This is a genomic window from Neisseria sp. P0021.S007, from assembly GCF_051956855.1.
The window spans coordinates 1-487 of sequence record NZ_JBQCXA010001399.1 but is presented as its reverse complement, the minus strand read 5'-3'; the positions used below and the strand labels follow the sequence as shown (position 1 = coordinate 487).

Here is a 487-nt window from a genome sequence, read left to right as displayed (position 1 = left end):
TAATAAGACAGGCGTGCAATACGGCGAATTCAATACGGATATGGAATGCCGCCGCTGCTGTTATAATACCGCCCACAATTTCATGGAAAGGTAAAAAATGTCTGTACAAACAGTAGCAGTCATCGGCGCGATGGAACAGGAAATCGAGCTTTTGCGTGCAGCAATGGATCATGTCAAAAGCGTGTCTTTCGGTAAGTTTACCGCTTACGAAGGCGAAATGGCGGGCAAGCACATGGTGTTGGTATTGAGCGGCATCGGCAAGGTCAACGCGGCGGTTTCAACGGCTTGGGTTATCCATCAATTCACACCTGACTGCGTCATCAATACCGGCAGCGCGGGCGGTGTAGGCAAAGGTTTGAAAGTCGGCGACGTAGTGGTCGGCACGGAAATCGCGCACCACGACGTCGATGTAACGGCGTTCGGCTATGTTTGGGGACAAGTGCCGCAACTGCCCGCCGTATTCGTTTCAGACGACCTCTTGGTCGGC

Annotated in this window: 1 protein-coding gene; it reads left to right on the top strand. The window is 52.6% G+C overall.

What is annotated here, in order from left to right; translation table 11 throughout:
* Positions 1-97 precede the first annotated feature (97 nt).
* Positions 98-487: 5'-methylthioadenosine/S-adenosylhomocysteine nucleosidase (mtnN, locus tag ACTHUR_RS19380; protein WP_440400419.1), on the top strand; the 390-nt coding region annotated here is incomplete at its 3' end.